General features: G+C 72.9%; 14 protein-coding genes. 11 read left to right on the forward strand and 3 right to left on the reverse strand.

Going from position 1 to position 15,487, the window contains the following annotated elements:
- Positions 1-72: 72 nt before the first annotated feature.
- Together HPT28_RS06735 and HPT28_RS06740 are read right to left on the reverse strand one after the other, a co-directional pair.
- Positions 73-1,302: a DUF349 domain-containing protein gene (locus HPT28_RS06735; protein WP_219090013.1), complete on the reverse strand. Its 1,230-nt coding sequence runs from the start codon at positions 1,300-1,302 to the stop codon at positions 73-75.
- 583 nt (positions 1,303-1,885) lie between these two features.
- Positions 1,886-2,710 (reverse strand): peptidylprolyl isomerase, encoded by an 825-nt coding sequence (locus HPT28_RS06740; RefSeq protein ID WP_219090014.1) that lies wholly within the window; start codon positions 2,708-2,710, stop codon positions 1,886-1,888.
- Positions 2,711-2,857: 147 nt separating this feature from the next.
- Between HPT28_RS06740 and HPT28_RS06745 the strand changes: the two genes are divergently transcribed.
- The 4 genes from HPT28_RS06745 to HPT28_RS06760 are packed head-to-tail and all read left to right on the forward strand — an operon-like array spanning position 2,858 to position 6,976.
- Positions 2,858-3,571, forward strand: a complete 714-nt coding sequence (locus HPT28_RS06745) for an MBL fold metallo-hydrolase (protein ID WP_219090015.1) — start codon at positions 2,858-2,860, stop codon at positions 3,569-3,571.
- Positions 3,572-3,582: 11 nt separating this feature from the next.
- Positions 3,583-4,842 (forward strand): histidine--tRNA ligase, encoded by a 1,260-nt coding sequence (gene hisS, locus HPT28_RS06750; protein WP_219090016.1) that lies wholly within the window; start codon positions 3,583-3,585, stop codon positions 4,840-4,842.
- 59 nt (positions 4,843-4,901) lie between these two features.
- The gene (locus tag HPT28_RS06755) at positions 4,902-5,558 is read left to right on the forward strand and encodes a vitamin K epoxide reductase family protein (protein ID WP_219090017.1); all 657 of its coding nucleotides are present in this window, start codon (positions 4,902-4,904) and stop codon (positions 5,556-5,558) included.
- 53 nt (positions 5,559-5,611) lie between these two features.
- A complete protein-coding gene (locus tag HPT28_RS06760; RefSeq protein WP_219090018.1) occupies positions 5,612-6,976 on the forward strand; it encodes a replication-associated recombination protein A in 1,365 nt (454 codons plus the stop codon).
- Between the two features lie 85 nt (positions 6,977-7,061).
- Here HPT28_RS06760 and HPT28_RS06765 read toward each other — a convergent pair whose 3' ends face one another.
- A complete protein-coding gene (locus HPT28_RS06765) occupies positions 7,062-7,775 on the reverse strand; it encodes a DUF2470 domain-containing protein (RefSeq protein ID WP_219090079.1) in 714 nt (237 codons plus the stop codon).
- A gap of 197 nt (positions 7,776-7,972) precedes the next feature.
- On the opposite strand from HPT28_RS06765, the gene rpsD reads away from it, so the two are divergent.
- The 7 genes from rpsD to HPT28_RS06800 all read left to right on the forward strand — a co-directional run bounded on the left by rpsD (position 7,973) and on the right by HPT28_RS06800 (position 15,484).
- Positions 7,973-8,584, forward strand: a complete 612-nt coding sequence (rpsD, locus tag HPT28_RS06770) for a 30S ribosomal protein S4 (RefSeq protein WP_219090019.1) — start codon at positions 7,973-7,975, stop codon at positions 8,582-8,584.
- Positions 8,585-8,762: 178 nt separating this feature from the next.
- A complete protein-coding gene (locus tag HPT28_RS06775) occupies positions 8,763-9,203 on the forward strand; it encodes a DUF948 domain-containing protein (RefSeq protein WP_219090020.1) in 441 nt (146 codons plus the stop codon).
- A gap of 7 nt (positions 9,204-9,210) precedes the next feature.
- On the forward strand, positions 9,211-9,558 hold the full coding sequence (locus HPT28_RS06780; RefSeq protein WP_219090021.1) for a DUF6167 family protein: 348 nt from the start codon (positions 9,211-9,213) through the stop codon (positions 9,556-9,558).
- Positions 9,558-12,236, forward strand: coding sequence for an alanine--tRNA ligase (gene alaS / locus HPT28_RS06785; protein ID WP_219090022.1), 2,679 nt, complete (start codon positions 9,558-9,560; stop codon positions 12,234-12,236). Before HPT28_RS06780 ends, alaS begins: the two co-directional genes overlap by 1 nt.
- Positions 12,236-12,700, forward strand: coding sequence for a Holliday junction resolvase RuvX (ruvX, locus tag HPT28_RS06790; RefSeq protein ID WP_219090023.1), 465 nt, complete (start codon positions 12,236-12,238; stop codon positions 12,698-12,700). Before alaS ends, ruvX begins: the two co-directional genes overlap by 1 nt.
- A gap of 97 nt (positions 12,701-12,797) precedes the next feature.
- The gene (gene mltG, locus HPT28_RS06795; protein ID WP_219090024.1) at positions 12,798-14,633 is read left to right on the forward strand and encodes an endolytic transglycosylase MltG; all 1,836 of its coding nucleotides are present in this window, start codon (positions 12,798-12,800) and stop codon (positions 14,631-14,633) included.
- Positions 14,630-15,484, forward strand: a complete 855-nt coding sequence (locus tag HPT28_RS06800) for a shikimate dehydrogenase (RefSeq protein WP_219090025.1) — start codon at positions 14,630-14,632, stop codon at positions 15,482-15,484. Before mltG ends, HPT28_RS06800 begins: the two co-directional genes overlap by 4 nt.
- Positions 15,485-15,487: the final 3 nt, after the last annotated feature.

Genomic DNA, 15,487 nt, shown 5'->3' on the forward strand with positions numbered 1-15,487 from the left:
GGAACGACGAAGCGCCCGGGGCGCGGCGAGCCGAAGCCACCGCGCCCCGGGCGCACGACCCGGCGTCGGCCGTCAGCCGCCGAGCTCCTCCATGCCCTTGAGGGCCTGGTCGAGCAGGGCCTTGCGACCCGCCAGCTCCTTCTCCAGCTTCTCCGCCTTCGCGGAGTTGCCCGCGGCGCGGGCCGCCTCGATGTCGGCGCGCAGCTTGTCCACGGCGTCCTGCAGCTGACCCGTCAGCCCCGCGGCCCGGGCCCGGACCTCCGGGTTCGTGCGGCGCCACTCGGCCTCCTCGGCCTGCTGGATCGCCTGCTCCACCGTGCGCATCCGGCCCTCGATGCGGGAGCGCGCGTCCCGGGGCACGTGCCCGATCGCGTCCCACCGCTCGTTGACGGACCGGAACGCCGACCGCGCCGCCTTGAGGTCGGTCACCGGCAGCAGCTTCTCCGCCTCGGCGACCAGCTCCTCCTTCCGCGCCAGGTTCTCCCGCTGCTCGGCGTCGCGCTCGGCGAACACCTCACTGCGGGCCTGGAAGAACACGTCCTGGGCGGCGCGGAACCGCTGCCACAGGTCCTCCTCGTGCTCCCGCTGCGCCCGGCCGGCCGCCTTCCAGTCCTGCATCAGCTCGCGGTAACGGGCCGCCGTCGCGCCCCAGTCCGTCGAGCCGGACAGCGCCTGCGCCTCGGAGACGAGCTTCTCCTTGCGCTGCCTGGCCTCCTCCCGCTGGGCGTCCAGCGCGGCGAAGTGCGCCTTGCGCCGCTTGGAGAACGCCGAGCGGGCGTGCGAGAAGCGATGCCACAGCTCGTCGTCCGACTTGCGGTCCAGCCGCGGTAGCCCCTTCCAGGTGTCCACCAGGCCGCGCAGCCGCTCGCCCGCGGCCCGCCACTGGTCGCTGCGGGCCAGCTCCTCGGCCTCGGCGACCAGCTCCTCCTTGGCCCGCCGCGCCTCCTCGGCCTGCCTGGCCTTCTGCGCCTTGCGCTCCTCCTTGCGAGCCTCCACCCGGGTGGTCAGCTCGTCCAGGCGCTTGCGCAGCGCGTCCAGGTCACCGACCGCGTGGTGCGCGTCCACCTGCTCCCGCAGGTGCTCGATCGCGGTCATGGCGTCCTTGGTGGACAGGTCGGTGGTCTTCACTCGTCGTTCCAGGAGGCCCACCTCGACGACCAGCCCCTCGTACTTCCGCTTGAAGTACTCGAGGGCCTCCTCCGGGGAGCCGGCCTGCCACGATCCCACGACCTGCTCGCCGTCGGCCGTCCGCACGTAAACGGTCCCCGTCTCATCGACGCGGCCCCACGGGTCGCTGCTCACAGCGCCTCCTCCACATGACACCGGCGGGGCACCACACGCCCCCGGCATCGTCCACGGTCTCGTCCGGCATCCGATGTTCACCGTGCTGGTCACCTGGCCGGAGCAGGCTCCCTGCACACCGCCAACATACCGGGGGCGGGGTCCGGCGTCTGTGGTTCGGTGACGGGGATGTGCGGGTCGCCGTCTTCCGTCTCCGGGCGCGTCGTCGCTCTGTCGGGCGCGGCCCGGGCTGGTCGTGCGGAGTCGGGTACCGCAGCGCGCGGGGGCGGGCCGGAGGGACGCGTGGTGCGGGGTGTCCGGGGCGGCCTGGTGGGCGGGTGCGGGGTCCGGCGTCCCGGGTACGGGGGTGGCGAGTGTGCGGGTGGTCGTCTTCCGTCTCCGGGCTCGTTGTCGGCGTGTCGGCTGCGGTGTCTGTCGGTGCGCAGCGGGGTGCCCTTCGGGGGCGGGGGAGCGGCCGAGTCCGTGGTGCGCAGGGACTCACCGGGGTGCCGACGGCGGCCGGGGTGGGCCGGGGCCTGTGGCACGGTACGCCCGGCTGCCCGCGGGCGGTGGGGTCACCGGGCGCGGACAGCCGGGGGCGGGGCTACTTCTCGGCGACCGTGGCCTTGTCGATCACGACGGTCGCGTTGGGGACGGTGGCCTGGATCTGCGGGTCCACCGTGGAGCCCGCGTCGGCGATCTTCTTCAGGACGTCCATGCCCTGGGTGATCTGCCCGAACGGCGTGTAGTCCGGTGGCAGTTTGCTGTCCTCGTAGACGAGGAAGAACTGGCTGCCGCCGGTGTTCCGGCCCTCGTCGAGCTGGGCGTTGTAGGTGTTGGCCATGGCGACGGTGCCCGCCGGGTAGACGCCGTCCTGGACCGCCGGGTCCTTCAGGTTCTCGTCGGGAAGGGTGTAGCCGGGCCCGCCCTTGCCCGTACCCGTCGGGTCGCCGCACTGGAGCACGAAGATGCCCTGGTCGACGAGACGGTGGCAGGGGGTGTGGTCGAAGTAGCCCTCGCCGGCGAGGAAGCTGAAGGAGTTGACCGTGCGCGGCGCCTTCTCGGCGTCCAGGGCGATCTCGATGTCGCCGCAGGTGGTGGCCAGGCTCATGGTGTAGGAGGCCGAGGCGTCGATCGCCATCTCCGGCTCCTCCTCCCACCGCTTGTCGCCCGGCTCGCCCTTCGCGGGCTCGGCGCAGGGGTCGGGAGCCTGCTGGGCGGTGTCCTCGGCGGGCTTGCCCGTGTCCGCCTCGCCCTCGAAGGCGCCGACGGCGGCGGCCACCCCGCCCGCGCCGAGCGCGACCACCAGGGCGGCGGCGATGATCCCGTTGCGCAGCCGGGCCTTGCGACGGGCGGCCTCGTGCCGCTGCTGCCGTCGCAGGTGCTTCTGCCGCGCGAGCTGCTTGCGCCGCTGCTCCTTGGTGACCACCGTCTCCTCCTTTGGCCCGCACCGCCTCGGTGCGGCTGCCTGCTGCTGTGACGTGCCCCGTACCGTATACGGGTTCGCGACGGGACCGGCGGCGCCGGTAGGCTCTGGTCGGACACCTCATCACCGTCGGACGACTGAAGGACGATCGTGCTCATTGCCGGGTTCCCCGCCGGGGCCTGGGGGACCAACTGTTATCTGGTCGCCCCCGCCGCCGGTGAGGAGTGCGTGATCATCGACCCGGGCCACCAGGCCACCCAGGGCGTCGAGGAGACCATCGCCAAGCACCGGCTCAAGCCGGTCGCCGTCGTCCTGACCCACGGGCACCTCGACCACGTCGCCTCCGTCGTCCCCGTGTGCGGCGCGCACGACGTCCCCGCCTGGATCCACCCGGACGACCGCTACATGATGAGCGATCCGGAGAAGGGCCTCGGGCGGGCCATCGGGCAGCAGCTCCTGGGCGACCTGACCGTCGGCGAGCCGGACGACGTCCACGAGCTGACCGACGGCGCCAGGCTGCCGCTGGCGGGCCTGGAGCTGACCGTCTCGCACGCCCCCGGCCATACCCAGGGGTCGGTGACCTTCTCGCTGCCGGAACAGGCCGACATCCCGCCGGTGCTGTTCTCGGGCGACCTGCTGTTCGCCGGCTCCATCGGACGCACCGATCTGCCCGGTGGCGACCCCGCCGAGATCCTGCGGTCGCTGGCGCGCGTCTGCCTGCCGCTGGACGACTCGACGGTGGTCCTGTCCGGGCACGGCCCCCAGACCACGATCGGCCGTGAGCGTGCCGCCAACCCGTTCCTGCGGGAGGTCGCCGCCGGCCGCGGAGCCGATGGCTTCATCGCTCCACGACGAGGAATGTGACGAAGACTTCCGTGAGCACCTTTTCCGCCCCCAAGGGCACGTACGACCTGATCCCGCCGGACTCGGCCGACTTCCTCGCCGTCCGCGAGGCGATCTCCGCGCCGCTGCGGCGCGCCGGGTACGGGTACGTCGAGACGCCGGGCTTCGAGCAGGTGGAGCTGTTCGCCCGCGGTGTCGGAGCCTCCACCGACATCGTCACCAAGGAGATGTACACGCTCACCACCAAGGGCGGCGACGAGCTGGCCCTGCGTCCCGAGGGCACCGCCTCCGTGCTGCGGGCGGCCCTCCAGGCGAACCTGCACCGCGGGGCGCTGCCGGTGAAGCTGTGGTACTCCGGCTCCTACTACCGCTACGAGCGTCCGCAGGCGGGCCGCTACCGGCACTTCTCGCAGGTCGGGGCCGAGGCGCTGGGCGCCGAGGACCCGGCGCTGGACGCCGAGCTGATCATCCTGGCCGTGGACGCCTACCGCTCGCTGGGGCTCAGCGACTTCCGGCTGCTGCTCAACTCGCTGGGCGACGCCGAGTGCCGTCCCCGCTACCGCGCCGCGCTCCAGGACTTCCTGCGCGCCCTCGACCTGGACGAGGCCACCCGCGAGCGCATCGAGATCAACCCCCTGCGGGTGCTCGACGACAAGCGGGAGGCCGTGCAGCGGCAGCTCGCCGGGGCGCCGCTCATGCGCGACCACCTGTGCGAGGGCTGCAAGTCCTACCACGAGCAGGTGCGGGAGCTCCTGACGGCGGCGGGTGTGGCCTTCGAGGACGACCCGAAGCTCGTGCGCGGGCTGGACTACTACACGCGGACCACCTTCGAGTTCGTGCACGACGGGCTTGGCGCGCAGTCGGCGATCGGCGGCGGCGGGCGGTACGACGGGCTCTCCGAGATGATCGGCGGCCCCGCCCTTCCCTCGGTGGGCTGGGCGCTCGGGGTGGACCGCACGGTGCTGGCCCTGCGGGCCGAGGGCGTCGCGCTGGAGACCCGGTCGTCGACGGACGTCTACGCCGTGCCCGTGGGCGAGGAGGCGCGTCGCGTGCTGTTCGGCGTGCTCACCGAGCTGCGCCGCTGCGGGATCGCCGCCGACTTCGCCTACGGTGGCAAGGGGCTCAAGAACGCCATGAAGTCCGCCGGCCGGTCCGGCGCCCGTTACGCCCTGGTGCTGGGCGAGCGGGATCTGGCCGAGAGCGTCGTCCAGGTCAAGGATCTCGACAGTGGTGAGCAGTCACCGGTGCCGCTGTCTTCCGTCGTCGAGGTCGTCCGGGCGAAACTGAGCTGACCCCTGACTCGTTGGGCCACAATGGACCAGCAGACCCGGACGATGGGACGACGAGCGCGATGATGACCCACACGGCACCCTCCGCCGAGAGCAGCGATGCCACCGAGGACGCGGAGCGGTCGCCGCTCACGCTGGCCGCGAGCCGGGCCTTCGCCTGGATGCTCGTCGTCACCGGCTTCGCGGGTCTGCTCGCGGCCTGGGTCATCACGAACGACAAGTTCAACCTTCTCGAGGCCAGGGTCGCGGGGAACGAGTACACCCCCGCCTGCAGCCTCAACCCCATCGTCTCCTGCGGCGACGTCATGGAGAGTGACCAGGCCGAGGCGTTCGGCTTCCCGAACCCGATGCTCGGCCTGGTCACCTACGGGGTGGTCATCGCGATCGGTGCCGGGCTGCTGGCCGGGGCGCGCTACCGGCCGTGGTTCTGGCGCAGCCTGCTGGGCGGCACCTTCTTCGGGGTGTCCTTCTGCACCTGGCTGATGTACCAGTCGCTGTACAACATCAACGCGCTGTGCCTGTGGTGCTGCCTCGCCTGGGTCGCGACGCTGACGATGTTCTGGTACACGCTCTGGTTCAACCTCAGGCACCGGCTCGTCCCGGCCCCGGAGGGGCTGCGCAAGCTGTTCCTGGAGTTCCACTGGGTCTTCCCCGTGGCCCACGTGGGGATCATCGGCATGCTGATCCTCACCAAGTGGTGGTACTTCTGGGTCGGCTGAGCCCGGTGCCCGGCGTGCGGGCGCTGTCAGTGGCGTGACCTAGGGTTGCGGCCGTGGAGCCCGATCTGTTCACCGCCGCCGCCGAGGAACGCCAGTCCAAGGACCCCGCCGCGAGTCCGCTCGCCGTGCGGATGCGTCCGCGCACCCTGGACGAGGTGGTGGGCCAGCGGCATCTCCTGCGCCGTGGCTCCCCGCTGCGCAGGCTGGTGGGGGAGGGCGACGGCGGCCCGGCCGGGGCGTCCTCGGTGCTGCTGTGGGGCCCGCCGGGCACGGGGAAGACGACGCTGGCGTACGTCGTCAGCCGAGCCACGGACAAGCGCTTCGTGGAGCTGTCCGCCATCACGGCCGGGGTCAAGGAGGTGCGGGCCGTCATCGACGGCGCCCGCCGCTCGTCCGGTGCCTACGGCAAGGACACCGTCCTCTTCCTCGACGAGATCCACCGCTTCTCCAAGGCCCAGCAGGACTCCCTGCTGCCCGCCGTGGAGAACCGCTGGGTCACGCTCATCGCCGCGACCACGGAGAACCCGTACTTCTCGGTGATCTCCCCGCTGCTGTCCCGCTCACTGCTGCTGACGCTGGAGCCGCTGACCGACGACGACCTGCGCGGGCTGCTGCGCCGGTCCGTCGCGGACGAGCGCGGGCTGGCGGCCTCCGTCACCCTGCCCGAGGACGCCGAGGCCCATCTGCTGCGCATCGCGCAGGGCGACGCCCGTCGGGCGCTGACCGCCCTGGAGGCCGGTGCCGGTGCCGCGCTGGCCAAGGGGGAGTCGGCCGTCACCCTGGCCACGCTGGAGGAGGCGGTCGACCGGGTGGCGGTGACGTACGACCGCGACGGTGACCAGCACTACAACGTGGCCAGCGCCCTCATCAAGTCGATCCGCGGCTCGGACGTGGACGCGGCGCTGCACTACCTGGCCCGCATGATCGAGGCCGGTGAGGATCCACGGTTCATCGCGCGGCGGCTGATGATCTCCGCCAGCGAGGACATCGGGCTCGCCGATCCCACGGCCCTCCAGACGGCCGTGGCCGCCGCCCAGGCGGTCGCGATGATCGGCTTCCCCGAGGCGCGGATCACCCTCAGCCAGGCGACGATCGCCCTCGCGCTCGCCCCCAAGTCCAACGCCGCCTACACCGCGATCGACGCCGCGCTGGCCGACGTCCGGGCGGGCAAGGCCGGGCCCGTTCCCGCGCATCTGCGGGACAGCCACTACGGCGGGGCGAAGAAGCTCGGTCACGGCGCCGGCTACCAGTACCCGCACGACCTGCCGGGTGGTATCGCGGCACAGCAGTACGCGCCCGACGGCGTGCACGGGGCGCGGTACTACGAGCCGACGCGCTACGGCGCGGAGGCCCGCTACGCGGACGTGGCCGAGCGCGTGCGGGCCCGGTTGCGCGGCGAGCAGGACGCCGCCCCGTAGGGGCGCGGGGAACCGCGCGCGAGCCCCCCGCTGCCCGCGTCGTGCGTGAAGCGGCATCCCTGCCCAGGCGGGGCACCGGACGGGCTCAGCACTCCTCGGCGGCGTCGAAGAGGCGGTGCATGGCGCGCCGCAGCCCCGCCACGTCGGCGACCGGGCCGGGGAAGGGGAAGTGCACGTCGAAGGGCTCGGCCTGTTCGCCCGCCGGGGCGCAGTAGCGCACGCGCAGCCCGAACCGGTCCAGGGCGAGGGGAACGGCGCGCAGGGCCGCGGCGGCGCAGCCCGCACCGCGCTCCCCGAGCAGGGCGCAGAGGCCGTGCACGCGCTCCTCGTGGGCGGCCGCGAGGTGCTGGAGCAGGTCCGCCTCGTGCCGGGCCAGCGGGTCGGGCCGGGCGGCGGCGAACTCCTCGGGCTCGACGTGCCCCTCGCCCCAGAGGTCCTCCACGACGGCCTCGCCGAACTCCAGCCGCAGCGCCACGCGCTCCGGGGCACCACCGGGCGGCTCCGGCGGCAGCCGGTCGGCCAGCAGCGCACTCGCGAGGGCGAGCTCGTCGTCCCCGCGGACCGTGGTGAGCCAGCCGCCGATCTGGGCGTGGCCGCGGACCCGCTGCGGGACGGAGACGGGGGCGACGTCCGTGATGTCCATCACGGCGACGACGTCGTCGTCCTGGGCGTAGGCGGCGGCCCGGGCGGCCGAGGACTCCGCCCCGACCAGCACGACCACGTCGCCGTCGGGCGTGACGGCCCGGGCCAGGGGCAGCGTCGAGCCGAGTCCGCCGGGCTCGGCCCCGGGAATGGCCAGGACTGCCGATACGCTGGAGTCCACGAGGGTACGTACGCGCTCGGCGGCATCAGGCCGGCCGGCGCTTTCTTCCGCGGGACGCGGCTGACCCACCGCGGCGTCGTCATCGGTGCCGGGCAGGGGGATCCCAGGTCGAAACACAGCGTTCTCCTCCGCTAAGGTAAGCCTCACCTAACTTACACGGAGGTCCGTTCAACGTGAACCAGTCGCGTCCCAAGGTCAAGAAGTCGCGTGCGCTCGGCATCGCGCTGACCCCGAAGGCCGTCAAGTACTTCGAGCAGCGCCCCTACCCGCCGGGCGAGCACGGCCGCGGTCGCAAGCAGACCAGCGACTACAAGGTCCGGCTGCTGGAGAAGCAGCGCCTGCGCGCCCAGTACGACATCAGCGAACGCCAGATGGTCCGTGCCTACGACCGCGCTCGGAAGGTCGAGGGCAAGACGGGCGAGGCGCTCATCGTCGAGCTGGAGCGCCGACTGGACGCGCTCGTCCTGCGGGCGGGCCTCGCCCGCACCATCTACCAGGCCCGGCAGATGGTCGTGCACGGCCACATCGCGGTGAACGGCCGCAAGGTCGACAAGCCGTCCTTCCGTGTCCGCCCGGACGACGTCGTACAGGTCCGCGAGCGCAGCCGCGACAAGTACCCGTTCCAGGTCGCCCGCGAAGGCGGGTACGCGCCCGACGGCGAGACGCCCCGGTACCTGGAGGTCAACCTCCAGGCGCTCGCGTTCCGCCTCGACCGCGACCCCAACCGCAAGGAGATCCCGGTCATCTGCGACGAGCAGCTGGTCGTCGAGTACTACGCCCGCTGACCCGGGTGCGAAGCTCCCCCGCACGCCGTGCGGGGGAGCTTCGCCGTCCCGGTGCCGGGGCGGGCGTGGCCTCCGCGGAATCCGACGGGTCCGCCTCGCCCAACAATGCGGTACGGGGCCGTCGGTTCGGCGCGATAAGGTCGGGACCTGGACTTGAACCCGACGGAAGCGGTGCAGCGTGACCGGTGCTGAGGTAGCCGGCCTCCTCGTGGCGGTCTTCTGGGCGATCCTCGTGTCGTTCCTCGCCGTCGTGCTCGTGAGGCTCGCGCAGACGCTCAAGGCGGCCACCAAGCTGGTGGCCGGCGTGACGGAACAGGCCGTGCCGCTGCTCGGCGAGGCCTCGGCCACCGTGCGCTCCGCCCAGACCCAGCTCGACCGGGTGGACGCCATCGCGGCCGACGTCCAGGAGGTCACCGCCAACGCCTCCGCCCTGTCCTCCACCGTCTCGACCACCTTCGGCGGCCCGCTGGTCAAGGTGGCCGCTTTCGGCTACGGCGTCCGGCGGGCGCTCGGGCGCAGGGGTGGGGCCGCGGCCGAGCCCCCCAAGACCGTCGTCGTCGGCCGCCGGGTGCCCCGTGCCCGGCGCGGCGGCCGCATCCGCCGAGGCGGGAAGGACTGAACCACCCATGTTCCGCCGCACGTTCTGGTTCACGGCCGGCGCAGCCGCCGGCGTCTGGGCCACCAGCAAGGTCAACCGCAAGCTGCGCACCCTGGCGCCCGACTCGCTGGCGGTGCGCGCCGCGGACCGGGCCGTCGTCACCGGGAACCGGCTCCGGGAGCTCGCTGCCGACGTCCGGACGGGGATGGCGCAGCGCGAGCACGAGCTCAACGAGGCCCTCGGTCTGAACGACGACCCGGACGCACCTGCGCCCACCTACCTGACCGCCACCCCCAGCCCCCGGACGCTGTCCGGGAGCCGTCCGCGGGCCGAGCGCGGCCTGCCCCACCGAACGACCGGAAAAGAGGACCACTGATGGAGTCGGCTGAAATCCGCCGCCGCTGGCTGAGCTTCTTCGAGGAGCGTGGGCACACCGTCGTGCCGTCGGCGTCGCTGATCGCGGACGACCCGACGCTCCTCCTGGTCAACGCCGGCATGGTGCCCTTCAAGCCCTACTTCCTCGGCGAGGTCAAGGCGCCCTACGACCGGGCCGTGAGCGTGCAGAAGTGCGTGCGCACCCCGGACATCGAGGAGGTCGGCAAGACCACCCGGCACGGCACCTTCTTCCAGATGTGCGGCAACTTCTCCTTCGGGGACTACTTCAAGGAAGGGGCCTGCAAGCTCGCCTGGGAGCTGCTCACCTCCTCCGTCGCCGACGGCGGCTACGGCCTCGACCCCGAGAAGCTGTGGATCACCGTCTACGACGAGGACGACGAGGCCGAGCGCATCTGGCGGGACGTCGTCGGCGTCCCCGCCGAGCGCATCCAGCGCCTGGGCAAGGCCGACAACTTCTGGTCCATGGGCGTGCCCGGCCCCTGCGGCCCGTGCTCGGAGATCAACTACGACCGCGGCCCGGAGTTCGGCAAGGAGGGCGGCCCGGCCGTCAACGACGAGCGCTACGTGGAGATCTGGAACCTGGTCTTCATGCAGTTCGAGCGTGGCGAGGGCACCGGCAAGGACGACTTCGAGATCCTCGGCGACCTGCCCGCCAAGAACATCGACACCGGGCTCGGCCTGGAGCGCCTGGCGATGATCCTCCAGGGCGTCCAGAACATGTACGAGACGGACACCCTGCGCGTCGTCATCGACAAGGCCACCGAGCTGACCGGCGTCCGCTACGGAGCCGCCCACGAGAGCGACGTCTCGCTGCGCGTCATCGCCGACCACCTGCGCACCTCGGTCATGATGATCGCCGACGGCGTCACGCCCGGCAACGAGGGCCGCGGTTACGTGCTGCGCCGCATCATGCGCCGCGCCATCCGCAACCTGCGCATCCTCGGCTCCCAGGAGCCGGTCGCCCGAGCCCTCGTCGACGTCGTCGTCGAGACGATGGGCCGGCAGTACCCGGAGCTGCTCACCGAGCGCCAGCGCATCGAGACCGTGGCCCTCACCGAGGAGGCCGCCTTCCTCAAGACGCTCAAGGCCGGCACCAACATCCTCGACACGGCCGTCACCGAGACCAAGGAGAAGGGCGGCACCGTCCTCTCCGGCGACCAGGCCTTCCTCCTGCACGACACCTGGGGCTTCCCCATCGACCTCACCCTGGAGATGGCCGCCGAACAGGGCCTCTCCGTGGACGAGTCGGGCTTCCGCCGCCTGATGCAGGAGCAGCGTGAGCGGGCCAAGGCCGACGCGCAGGCCAAGAAGACCGGCCACGCCGACCTCTCCGCCTACCGCGAGGTCGCCGACTCCGCCGGGGCGACCGAGTTCACCGGCTACCGCCACACCGAGGGCGAGGCCACCGTCGTCGGCCTGCTCGTCCAGGGCGTCTCCGCCCCCGCCGCCCACGAGGGCGACGAGGTGGAGGTCGTCCTCGACCGCACGCCCTTCTACGCCGAGGGCGGCGGCCAGCTCGCCGACACCGGCCGCATCCGCCTGGACGGCGGCGCCGTCATCGAGGTGCGCGACGTCCAGCAGCCGGTGCCGGGCGTCAGCGTGCACAAGGGCGTCGTCCAGGTCGGCGAGGTCACCGTCGGCTCGTCCGGCTACTGCGTCATCGACGTCGTGCGCCGCCGCGCCATCGCCCGCGCCCACAGCGCCACCCACCTCACCCACCAGGCCCTGCGCGACGCGCTCGGCCCCACCGCCGCCCAGGCCGGCTCGGAGAACGCCCCTGGCCGGTTCCGGTTCGACTTCGGTTCGCCCACTGCCGTGCCCGGCGGTGTCCTGACCGACGTCGAGCAGAGGATCAACGAGGTCCTGGCCCGCGAACTGGACGTCACGGCCGAGGTCATGTCGATGGACGAGGCCCGCAAGCAGGGCGCCATCGCGGAGTTCGGCGAGAAGTACGGCGAGCGCGTCCGCGTCGTGACCATCGGGGACTTCTCCAAGGAGCTGTGCGGCGGCACCCACGTGCACAACACCGCCCAGCTCGGCCTGGTCAAGCTGCTCGGCGAGTCCTCCATCGGCTCCGGCGTGCGCCGGGTGGAGGCCCTCGTCGGCGTGGACGCCTACCAGTTCCTCGCCCGGGAGCACACCGTCGTCTCGCAGCTCACGGACCTCGTCAAGGGCCGTCCCGAGGAGCTGCCGGAGCGGATCTCCGGCATGCTCACCCGGCTCAAGGACGCTGAGAAGGAGATCGAGCGCTTCCGCGCCGAGAAGGTGCTCCAGGCCGCCGCCGGGCTGGCCGAGGGTGCCCGGGACGTGCGGGGCGTGGCCGTGGCCGCCGGCCGCGTGCCCGACGGCACCGCCGCCGACGACCTGCGCAAGCTCGTGCTCGACGTCCGGGGCCGCATCCCCGGCGACCGGCCGGCCGTCGTCGCCCTGTTCAGTGTGGTGAACGGCCGTCCGCTGACGGTCATCGCCACCAACGAGGCCGCCCGCGAGCGCGGTCTCAAGGCCGGTGACCTGGTGCGGACCGCCGCCAAGACACTCGGCGGCGGCGGTGGCGGCAAGCCGGACATCGCCCAGGGCGGCGGCCAGAACCCGGCCGCCGTCGACGAGGCGCTGGCCGCCGTGGAGCGGCAGGTCGGCGAGAGCCTGGTCGGGTCCTGATGCGCCGGGGCCGCCGCCTGGCCGTCGACGTCGGTGACGCCCGGATCGGGGTCGCCTCGTGCGACCCCGACGGGCTCATCGCCACCCCGGTCGAGACGGTTCCCGGGCGGGACCGTCCCGCCGCCCAGCGCCGCCTGGCCGAACTCGTCGCCGAGTACGAGCCCTTGGAGGTGCTGGTCGGCCTGCCCCGCTCGCTCGGCGGGCAGGAGGGCCCGGCGGCGGCCAAGGTGCGCGCCTTCGCCCAGGACACGGCCCGCCGCGTCGCGCCGGTCCCCGTCCGGCTGGTGGACGAGCGGATGAGCACCGTCACCGCCGCGCAGTCCATGCGGGCGTCCGGGGTGAGCGCGAAGAAGGGTCGCGGCCGCATCGACCAGGCCGCCGCCGTCGTGATCCTGCAGAGCGCACTGGAGACCGAACGGGTGTCGGGTCGCCCGCCGGGGGAGTGCGTCGAAGTGGTTGTCTGATCGCAGTACGGTAACGTTCCGCGCGATGTGACGCCTTCCGATGTTCGAACCGCTGTACGGGCGCGAGGGTGTTGTCGGAGCGCTGCATAGGGGATCGATGACTGAGTATGGCCGGGGCCCGGAGCCCCAACCGTGGCACCCAGAGGACCCCCTCTACGGGAACCAGAACTGGGACGGGGCCGCCCAGCAGGGTGCCTGGGACGCCTACGGGGGCCATCAGCAGCAGTACCCCCGGCAGGAGGACCCGTACGGCGGCTGGCACGACCCGCAGGCCGCCACGGGGTCCTACCCCCAGCCGACGGCCGATCCGTACGGAGCCCAAGCCGGCTACCCCCAGCACGGCGCCTACCCGGCCCCGCCCCAGCACGGCTACGCCCCGCATCCCCAGCAGGGGCCCGAGCCCTACGCGGGGGCGCCCCAGCCCGGTGGCGGGCAGCCGGGAGGGCCGTACCACCCCGGCCCGCAGCACCATGGCGGCACGCCGTACCCCGCCGACCACCAGCACCAGCACCAGCCGTACCCCGGGCAGTACGACGGCCACGCTCCCGCCCTCCAGTACCCGGGACCGGACCAGCCGCGGATGGACGCGGGCCAGGCACCGGACCCCGGCTGGAACCCCGACTGGGAGACGGGCGCGGGCGCCGGCCGGGAGGATTCCCACCTCACCCACGCCTCCCACTCCGCCGTGGCGGACCCCGGCCCCCCGGAGTCGGCCGCCCCACGGCGGGGTGACGGCCGGCCGGGCCGCCGTCGTCCTGAGCCGGAGGACGACGACGGCTACGACGCGGACGACGCGGACGACGCGGACAACCACGAGCCGGCCACCCGGGCGGACCGCCGCGGAGCGGCCCGACGCCGCTCCGGCCGCCGGAAGAACCGGATGGCCTGCCTCGTGGTGGTGCTCGTCCTGGCCGGCGGCGCGGCCGCGGCCACCTACGCGGGTTACAGCTTCTACCAGAGCCGCTTCGCCGCGGCCCCCGACTACCCGGGCGCCGGCAGCGGCGAGGTCACCGTCGAGATCCCGCCGGGTTCGCTGCCGCCGGACATGGCCGAGATCCTCGCCGAGGCGGACGTCGTCAAGAGCGCGGCCGCCTTCGTCGAGGCGGCGAACGCCAACCAGGAGAAGGCGCGCTCCATCCAGCCGGGCATCTACACGCTGCGCGAGAAGATGTCGGCGGCCCAGGCCTTCGAGCTGCTGCTCGACCCCGCCAGCCAGGCCGGGATGATCGTCCCCGAGGGCCTGCGCGCCTCGCGGATCTACGCGCTGATCGACGAGCACACCGGCTCTCCCGAGGGCACCACCGAGAAGGTCGCCGAGACGGCCGACCTGGACCTGCCCGCATGGGCCGAGGGCAACGTCGAGGGGTTCCTCTTCCCCTCCAAGTACGCGGTCAGCGAGAACACCGAACCGCTGGACGTGCTGGGCGAGATGGTGGAGCGCGCCAAGTCCGAGTTCGCCCGGGTGGACCTGGAGGGCCAGGCCGCCGAGGTGGACAGGACCCCGTACGAGATCCTCATCATCGCCTCCCTCGTCCAGGCCGAGGCGCAGGAGAAGAAGGACTTCGGCAAGGTCTCGCGCGTCGTCTACAACCGGCTGAAGCCCGGCAACACCGCCACCAACGGCAAGCTGGACTTCGACTCCACCATCAACTACGCGCTCGACCGTTCCACGCTCGACGTCTCGGTCAAGGACACCGGGCTCGACCACCCGTACAACACGTACAAGAACGTCGGCCTGCCGCCCGGCCCCATCGACAACCCGGGGCACCAGGCCATCGAGGCGGCCCTGAACCCCACCGAGGGGCCGTGGCTCTACTTCGTCACCGTCAAGCCCGGTGACACCCGCTTCAGCGAGACCTACGAGGAACACCAGGCACACGTGAAGGACTTCAACGCGGAACAGGCCAGGAAGCGCGAGGAGGAAGGCGAGTGACCCACGGACCGCAGCGCGCCGCCGTCCTCGGCTCGCCCATCGCGCACTCCCTCTCCCCCGTGCTGCACCGTGCCGCCTACGCCGAACTGGGCCTGACGGGCTGGAGCTACGACCGCTTCGAGGTGGACGAGGCCGGGCTGCCCGGTTTCCTCGGGGGGCTGGGTTCCGGCTGGGCCGGGCTCTCCCTGACGATGCCGCTGAAGCGGGCCGTCATCCCGCTGCTGGACGAGGTGAGCGCCACGGCGGCGGCCGTGGAGGCCGTGAACACGGTGGTGTTCACCGAGGACGGCCGCCGGCACGGCGACAACACGGACATCCCCGGCATGGTCGCCGCCCTGCGGGAACGCGGCGTCGAGCAGGTGCCAAAGGCCGCGATCCTGGGCGCCGGGGCCACCGCCTCCTCCGCCCTGGCCGCCCTGGCCCGGATCTGCCCGGGCCCGGTGACGGCCTACGTCCGCAGCGAGGCCCGCGCCGCGGAGATGCGGGTGTGGGGCGACCGCCTCGGCGTCCACGTCCGCACCGCCCCCTGGGAGCGGGCTGCCGAGGCGCTGGCGGCGCCGCTGGTCGTCGCCACCACCCCGGCGGGTACGACCGACGCCCTGGCCGACGCCCTCCCCGGCGTCGGCCCGGACACGCCGGGCACGTTGTTCGACGTGTTGTACGAGCCGTGGCCCACTCCGCTGGCCGCTGCCTGGGCGGCCGCGGGCGGCCGGGTCGTCGGCGGGCTCGACCTGCTGGTGCACCAGGCGGTGCTCCAGGTCGAGCGGATGACCGGCTGCTCCCCGGCGCCGTTGGCGGCCATGCGGGAGGCCGGTGAGGCGGCGCTGCGCTCCCGCCCCTCGACACGGTAGTCT

This window comes from Streptomyces sp. JJ38 (assembly GCF_019303475.1).
In the GTDB taxonomy this organism is placed as follows: Bacteria; Actinomycetota; Actinomycetes; order Streptomycetales; family Streptomycetaceae; genus Streptomyces.

Bases quoted from the DNA above. Each gene is read 5' to 3' on its own strand.
- HPT28_RS06780 (WP_219090021.1), top strand. From the start codon at position 9,211: ATGTTCCGCCGCACGTTCTGGTTCACGGCCGGCGCAGCCGCCGGCGTC.
- ruvX (WP_219090023.1), top strand. From the start codon at position 12,236: ATGCGCCGGGGCCGCCGCCTGGCCGTCGACGTCGGTGACGCCCGGATC.
- HPT28_RS06755 (WP_219090017.1), top strand. From the start codon at position 4,902: ATGATGACCCACACGGCACCCTCCGCCGAGAGCAGCGATGCCACCGAG.
- alaS (WP_219090022.1), top strand. From the start codon at position 9,558: ATGGAGTCGGCTGAAATCCGCCGCCGCTGGCTGAGCTTCTTCGAGGAG.
- mltG (WP_219090024.1), top strand. From the start codon at position 12,798: ATGACTGAGTATGGCCGGGGCCCGGAGCCCCAACCGTGGCACCCAGAG.